Source organism: Dietzia sp. CQ4, assembly GCF_014145125.1.
Lineage (GTDB): Bacteria > Actinomycetota > Actinomycetes > Mycobacteriales > Mycobacteriaceae > Dietzia > Dietzia natronolimnaea.
In genome coordinates this window covers 1-7,108 of record NZ_JAALDZ010000165.1, presented here as the reverse complement: position 1 = coordinate 7,108, position 7,108 = coordinate 1, and the positions used below count along the sequence as shown (strand labels likewise).

Annotated in this window: 7 protein-coding genes; 1 reads left to right on the top strand and 6 read right to left on the bottom strand. The window is 71.2% G+C overall.

The window, feature by feature from the left end; genetic code table 11:
* Nucleotides 1–1,614, bottom strand: a 1,614-nt coding sequence (ftsH, locus tag G6031_RS10360; RefSeq protein WP_182653212.1) for an ATP-dependent zinc metalloprotease FtsH, incomplete at its 3' end; no start/stop codon positions are given.
* 166 nt (nt 1,615–1,780) lie between these two features.
* Here ftsH and G6031_RS10355 point away from each other — a divergent pair.
* Entirely contained in the window at nt 1,781–3,109 is a 1,329-nt protein-coding gene (locus G6031_RS10355; RefSeq protein WP_347238477.1) for an amidase family protein, read from the top strand.
* A gap of 60 nt (nt 3,110–3,169) precedes the next feature.
* On the opposite strand, the gene G6031_RS10350 is transcribed toward G6031_RS10355, so the two are convergent.
* From G6031_RS10350 to G6031_RS10330, 5 genes are all read right to left on the bottom strand, one after another.
* Complete coding sequence (locus G6031_RS10350) at nt 3,170–3,406, bottom strand: DUF1059 domain-containing protein (protein ID WP_107755669.1); 237 nt, start codon at nt 3,404–3,406, stop codon at nt 3,170–3,172.
* Nucleotides 3,407–3,523: 117 nt separating this feature from the next.
* Nucleotides 3,524–4,366 (bottom strand): sigma-70 family RNA polymerase sigma factor, encoded by an 843-nt coding sequence (locus G6031_RS10345; RefSeq protein WP_182645607.1) that lies wholly within the window; start codon nt 4,364–4,366, stop codon nt 3,524–3,526.
* Between the two features lie 7 nt (nt 4,367–4,373).
* Nucleotides 4,374–5,924, bottom strand: a complete 1,551-nt coding sequence (locus G6031_RS10340) for an acyl-CoA synthetase (protein ID WP_182653211.1) — start codon at nt 5,922–5,924, stop codon at nt 4,374–4,376.
* A 68-nt stretch (nt 5,925–5,992) separates the two neighbouring features.
* Nucleotides 5,993–6,550 carry a hypoxanthine phosphoribosyltransferase gene (gene hpt, locus G6031_RS10335; protein WP_182610652.1) on the bottom strand — a complete coding sequence of 186 codons (558 nt, stop codon included), beginning with the start codon at nt 6,548–6,550 and terminating at the stop codon, nt 5,993–5,995.
* On the bottom strand, nt 6,551–7,108 hold a 558-nt coding region (locus tag G6031_RS10330), incomplete at its 5' end, for a TilS substrate-binding domain-containing protein (protein ID WP_182653210.1).

Here is a 7,108-nt window from a genome sequence, read left to right as displayed (position 1 = left end):
GCCCTCGCCGCCGTACCTGACCGCCCCGAGCCTGGAACTCATGCCGTACTCGGCGACCATCGTGCGGGCGATCCTGGTGGCCTGTTCGATATCCGAGCTGGCGCCGGAGGTCGGTTCGCCGAAGACGTACTCCTCGGCTGCGCGGCCGCCCATGGCCATGACGATCCGCGCGATCATGTCCGCGCGGGTCATGAGGGACTTGTCGTCCTCCGGGACGACCAGGGCGTGCCCCCCGGTGCGGCCGCGCGCGAGGATCGTGACCTTGTGGACCGGCTCCAGGTCCTCCATCGCCCACGCCGCGAGCGCGTGACCGGACTCGTGGTAGGCGGTGACCTTCTTCTCGTGCTCGCTGATCACGCGGTGCTTGCGGCGTGGTCCGCCCACGACCCGGTCGGTGGCCTCCTCGAGGATGTCGATCGAGATCTCGTCCCGGCCCATCCGGGCGGCCAGCAGCGCGCCCTCGTTGAGCACGTTGGCCAGGTCCGCGCCGGACATGCCGATCGTGCGCCGGGCCAGCGACCGCATGTCCACGTCGGCGGCCAGGGGCTTGCCCACCGAGTGGACGGCGAGGATGGACTCGCGACCGCGCAGGTCCGGGTTGGTCACCGGCACCTGGCGGTCGAACCGACCGGGCCGCAGCAAGGCCGGATCGAGCACGTCGGGACGGTTGGTCGCCGCGATCATGATGACCGTCTCACGGTCGCTGAACCCGTCCATCTCCACGAGGAGCTGGTTGAGGGTCTGCTCGCGTTCGTCGTGGCCGCCACCCGTCCCGGAGCCGCGGTGCCGACCGACGGCGTCGATCTCGTCGACGAACACGATGCAGGGCGCGTTCTGCTTGGCCTTCTCGAACAGGTCGCGGACACGCGAGGCGCCCACGCCCACGAACATCTCCACGAAGTCCGAGCCCGAAATCGAGAAGAACGGCACCCCGGCCTCGCCGGCCACCGCCCGCGCCAGCAGGGTCTTGCCCGTTCCGGGTGGCCCGTAGAGGAGGACGCCGCGGGGGATCTTGGCGCCCAGGCGCTCGTACCGCGCCGGGTTCTGGAGAAAGTCCTTGATCTCGTTGAGCTCCTCCACGGCCTCGTCCTCACCGGCGACGTCGGCGAACGTGGTCTGCGGCATGTCCTTGGTGAACTCGACGGCCCGCGACTTGCCGACGCCGAACAGGCCGCCCTTGCCGCCCTGCATGCGCGTCATGAAGTAGAACAGGAGCCCGAAGAGGATGAGCATGGGCAGCAGGAACGACAGCATCTGGGTGAGGAAGCCCTGCTGGGTGACGGTGGTGTCGTACTTCTCCGGCTCCGCGGCGGCGATCCGGTCGAAGATCTGGGCCGCCGCCCGCTCCGGGTACTTGGCGAGCAGCTGGTCGGTCTCGTCCGCACCCTCCTCAGGGGTGATCGCCGACTCGAGCGTGAGCCGCAGCTGCTGCTCGCGGTCCTCGATCGTCGCCTCCCTGACGTTCCCGGCGTCGATCTGCGCGAGGGCCACAGAGGTGTCGACCTCCGTGTACCCCCGCTCGTCGTTCGCGAAGAACGAGAAACCGACGATCGCCAGGATGATGACGCCCGCGATCGCCACGTTGCGGAAAACGGTGTTGCTCTTACGTTCCATTCGGTCCTCGAGTGCGAAGGACGGCCCCGCCGGTCGGCGGACCTCGTGATGCGACCGACCTCGTCGCCTATCGCCCCAGGCTACCTGCGGGGCACGACAGCCGACCGTGCTGATCGCCGTGGGCGGACAGGCGATCGTGTCGTACGCGCCCCGTACCATCGGGCTCGTGATCACCCCCACCCCGCCCGCGTCCCGGACCGCAGAGGCGGTGCGGTCCGGCGCCGACACCGCGACGGGGGCGCTCGACGCCGCCCTGGACCGGATCGCGCACCTGGATCCGGCACTCCGTGCGTTCACCACTCTCCTCGCGACTGACGGCCGTGCGGCCGCGGCGGCGGTGGACGCCCGGGACGGGGCCGGACGGTCGGAACTGCCCCTGGCCGGGGTCCCCCTGGCCGTCAAGAGCACCGTGACCCTCGACAACCCGGCGATCGCTCCCCTGCTGGCGGCCGGCGCGGTCCCGGTGGGCATCACCGCCGCGCCCCAGCTGTGCACGTGGGGGATGACGGATTCCGAGGAGCACGGCATCACCCGCAACCCCCTCGACGAGAACCTGTCCGCGGGCGGGTCCTCGGGCGGGTCGGCCGCGGCGGTCGCCTCCGGCATGGTCCCGCTCGCGGTGGGGGACGACGGGATGGGTTCCCTACGGATACCCGCGGCCGCCTGCGGGATCGTCACCATCAAGCCCGGACCGGGGGTCGTCCCCACCCGACTGGCCGGCGACAACTGGGGTGGCCTCGCGGAGTCGGGGCCCCTGGCCCGGACCGTCGGGGACGTGGCACTGGCACTGTCCGTGATGGCGGGTCGACCGGAGCTCGCCTCCGTCGGACCCGTGCCCGGCGGGACGCGCGTGGGCCTGTCCACGACGAGTCCGATCCGGCTCGGCCGGGATCTCGTCCGGGTCCGGGAACCGTGGACGCGCGCGGCCCGGGAGGCTGCCGATCTGCTCCGGGCCCGGGACCTCGTCATCGTCGACACCACGCTGCCGTCACCTCGCGACCCGGTGCTCTATCTGGCGCGGTGGACGTTCGCGGTGGCCCGCGCCGCGGAGGACGAGAACCTCCCGCTCTCCGCGATGGAGCGCCGCACCCGACACCACGCCCTGTTGGGCCGCACCGCGTTCCGGAACGGCGGGGCGGGCGACGGGGACACCCGGTGGAACCGGGCGACCGAGGCGCTGCGCACTGAGGTCGAGCGCGCGATGGACACCGCCGGCGTGGACGTGTGGCTCACCCCGGCCCTGGCCGACCTGCCACCCGAGGCGACCGACTGGCACCGGCGGTCGTGGGGACGCTCGCTGTGGGCCTCGATGAGGTTCTCCCCGTTCACCCCTCTGGCCAACGTGCTCGGGTGGCCCGCGATGTCCGTCCCGTGCGGTCGCACCGTGTCCCCGGCCGGCCGGGACATGCCGACCTCGGTGCAACTCGTCGGGCGGCCCGGTTCGGAGCCGACCCTGCTCTCGCTGGCCGCCGAGATCGAGGGGGCCGGGGCCTGACGCGGGCGGGACGGCGACGGGCGGGCCACCCGGGTCAGTCCTGCGGGTCAGTCCTCCGGGTCAGTCCTCCGGCAGCTCGGCGAAGCGCTTCTTGACGTCGTTGTACCACCCGAGCGCCTGCCGGGGCCGCATCCACCGCCCCTTCATCTCCTTCCGCGCGGGCCCGTGTGCCTCGTCCCCCGCCTTGACGAGTTCCTTCAGATGGGCGTCCTGGGCGTTGATCACGTCGTCGGCGGTCTCACCGGAGTGGGCGAGGTCGCAGGGACCTCCGAGATCTCTGCAGGTCATGGTCTTCATGGGGGCGTTCCTCCCGTGTCCGGGTAGCGCGGTGTGCGCTCCTCACCATGATGACGAGCGGCGGGCCGGAGATGTGACCCACCCGAGGCCGGAGAGGCGGCGTCTCCCCGGCGGACGTCAACGCAGGTCGCCGCCCCGCCGGCGGTTGATCGTCTCCAGTGCCTCCGGCTGGGCGCGGAAGTCGATGCGCGTGACCAGTCCACCCGACACGCGGAAGTCGAACGCCACTCGGGCGACTCCGCGGTCGAACCACGCCGCTCCGGGTCGGCCGTGGACGAACACCGGCAGCGCCGCGGCCGCGGCGCCGTTGAAGAACTCCGCCACCGCGTCGCGCCCCTCGATGCGCGCGGGGGTCCCCAGGCCCACGGCGACCGGGTCGCCGGCCACCACCACGTCCGGCGCGAGGAGCCCGAGCAGACGGGAGAACTCGCCGTCCCGGGCCGCGGCGAGGAAGGCGTCGACCACGTCCCAGTCCGCCGTTCCCTGACCGCCCGGCGGCGCCGCCACCTTGGACCGGGCCCTGGAGGCGTGCTTGCGGGCGGCGGCCGGGGTGCAGTCCAGGATCCCGGCGATGGTGGCGAAGTCGACGGCGAACGAGTCGTGGAGGACCAGCGCCACCCGCTCGGCGGGGGACAGCCGGTCGAGCACCAGGTGCAGCGCCGACCCCACCGACTCGGCGAGGGCCACCTCCTCGGCGGGGTCGGGATCGGCACCCGGACGATCGGGCGCGTCCCCGGGCACGGGCACCGGCACCGCGGCCTTGAGACGGTCCAGACACACTCTGGTGACCACGGTGGTGAGCCATCCCTGCAGGTTGGCGACGGCGGCGGCGTCGGTCCTCGCCAGCCGCAGCCACGCCTGTTGGACCGCGTCCTCGGCCTCGGCCGGATCACCGAGGACGCGCGCGGCGATCCGGGTGAGTCTCGGTCGCTCGCGTTCGAACTCGCCGGTCAGGTCCATCGGCGCCTCAGGCGACGGTTCCGCTCGTGTAGCGGTCGAGGATCCGGCGCTTGACCAGTTTCCCGGTGGGTGTGCGGGGTAGCTCGTCGACGAAGTCCACCGCCCGCGGGATCTTGAAGTCCGAGATGTGGCCGCGGAGCGATCCGAGGATCTCCTCGCCCAGGTCGGGGTCGTCGGCGCGGTCGGGAGCGGGCACCACCACGGCGTGGACCTTCTCCCCCATCTCCTCGTCCGGGATCCCGATCACCGCGACGTCCTCGACCGCCGGGTGCAGCGCGAGTGCGTTCTCGATCTCCTGCGGGTAGATGTTCACGCCGCCGGAGATGATGGTGAACGCCTTGCGGTCGGTCAGGTACAGGAAGCGGTCGGAGTCCAGGTAACCCACGTCGCCGAAGGTGGACCAGTTGGGGTGCTCGGGGTGGAAGACGGACGCGGTCTTGTCCGGATCGCCGTGGTAGGCGAAGGTGCCCTCGTCCTGCTGCCAGTAGATGGTGCCGATCTCGCCGATGGGCAGCTCGCGGCCCTCCTCGTCGCAGATGTGCGCGATGCCCTTGAGCCCGTCGCGGCCCACCGATCCGGGGCGTTCGAGCGCCTCCTGCGAGTTGATGAACGTGATCCCCATGCCCTCGGTGGCCGAGTAGTACTCGTGGATCACCGGGCCCCACCACTCGATCATCCGGCGCTTGACCTCGGGCGGGCACGGGGCGGCGGCGTGGATCGCGTGGGTCATGCTGGACACGTCGTAACGCATCCGCGTCTCCTCCGGCAACTTGAGCATGCGCACGAACATCGTCGGCACCCACTGCGAGTGGGTCACGCGGTACTCCTCGATGAGGCGCAGTGACTCCTCGGCGTCGAAGCGGTCCATGAGGATCACGGTCCCGCCGACGGAGTTGACCACGCCGCAGAACCGCAGCGGGGCCGCGTGGTACAGCGGCGCGGGGCACAGATACACGCTGTCGGCGTCGAACGCGTAGAGGAAGCTGAACACCGGGGTGTAGACGTCGGGGACCTCGTCGATCTGCCCCTCCGGCGGGTCCACGCGCACGCCCTTGGGCCGTCCGGTGGTGCCGGAGGAGTAGAGGAAGTCGTGGCCGCGGGGCTGGTCGGCGGGCGGATCAGTGGGCTTGTCGGCCAGCAGTTCTCGGTAGTCCGCGAACCCGTCGAGCGTCCCGCCGAACACCACCCGGTGCTCGACGTCGGGGTGCGCGTCCGGGGACAGGTCGACGTGGTCGGCCACGGGAGCGGAGACGAAGAGGGCGCGGGCACCGCAGTCCCCGATGATGTAGGAGGACTCGTCGGCCGTCAGGTGATGGTTGATGGCGGCGATGTAGAGCCCGACCCGCAGCGCCCCCCAGTAGATCTCGACCATTTCGAGGGTGTTGTCCGAGACCACGGCGATGGTGTCGCCGGGCCGAAGCCCCCAGTCGTCGGTCAGGACGTGCGCGAGCTGGGCCGACCTGGCCTCGAGCTCGGCGTAGGTGATCTGCTCGCCCGTCGCGGGGCGGATCACGGCGGGCTTGTCGGGCGTGGTGGCGGCGAAGGTTCCCGGGAACATGTCGCCAGGCTAACCGCCTCGCGTGACCTGGATCACGAAATTGCCAGACATGTGTCCAACAGCGTCGGTCAGGAGTACATGCGAGGGTGCAGCCGGCCGATGTACGGCAGGTCGCGGTACCGCTCGGCGAAGTCCAGGCCGTACCCCACCACGAACTCGTTGGGGATGTCGAACCCGATCTCCAGGATGTCCAGGTCGGCCTTGACCGCGTCGGGCTTGCGCAGCAGGGTGACGATCTCCAGCGAGCGCGGATTGCGGGTGCGGAGGTTGCGCATCAGCCACGACAGGGTCAGGCCCGAGTCGATGATGTCCTCCACGATGATCACGTCGCGGTCCGCGATGTCGCGGTCGAGGTCCTTGAGGATCCGCACCACTCCCGAGGAGCTGGTGGAGGAGCCGTAGGAACTGACCGCCATGAACTCCAGCTCGGAGGGGATGGTCAGCGCCCGGGCGAAGTCGGAGACGAAGATCGCCGCGCCCTTGAGCACGGCGACCAGCACGACCTCCTGTTCGGAGTCCCGGTAGCGCTCCCCGATCGTCGCGCCCATCTCGGCGATCCGGTCGCGAATCACATCGGTGTCGATGAGCACCGACTCGATCTCGTCGGCGTACTTGTCCGTGCTCATCTACGTCCCCGCTCCACTCGCCCGGTCGATCTCGAGGACCACCTTTCCATGCCGTCGCCGAGCGACCAACCTGCCCCGGCCCGCCGACACACCCGACCCGTCCGGGCCCGTGCCCCCCACCGCCACTCCCCCCTGCCCGTGCCAGTCCGTGACGAGGGCGGCCACCGATGACAGGTGCGCGTACGTGGGCGAGGGGCAGCCGTGGGCCAGCAGCCATCGCCGCAGGACCCGGGTCAGTACGGCCGTCGGCAACGGCTCGAGGACCGAGACGTCCAGCCCGCCGTCTCCGGAGACGGGCACGGCGGCGGCGAGACGGTCCAGCTCGTCGTCGTCGATCCGGAGCAGCTCCGCGGTCCGCGCCAACCCCTCCGCCACCCCGCCCCCCAGGACGTCCTCGAGGAGCGGGAGCACCTCGTGGCGTAGTCGCACGCGGGTGAAAGCCGGGTCGACGTTGTGCGGGTCGTCCCACCAGTCCAGGCCCAGTGCGCGGCAGGCGGCGCGGGTGTCGGTCGCGCGCACGCCGAGCAGCGGGCGCCCCCACGGCGCGTCCCAGGCGGC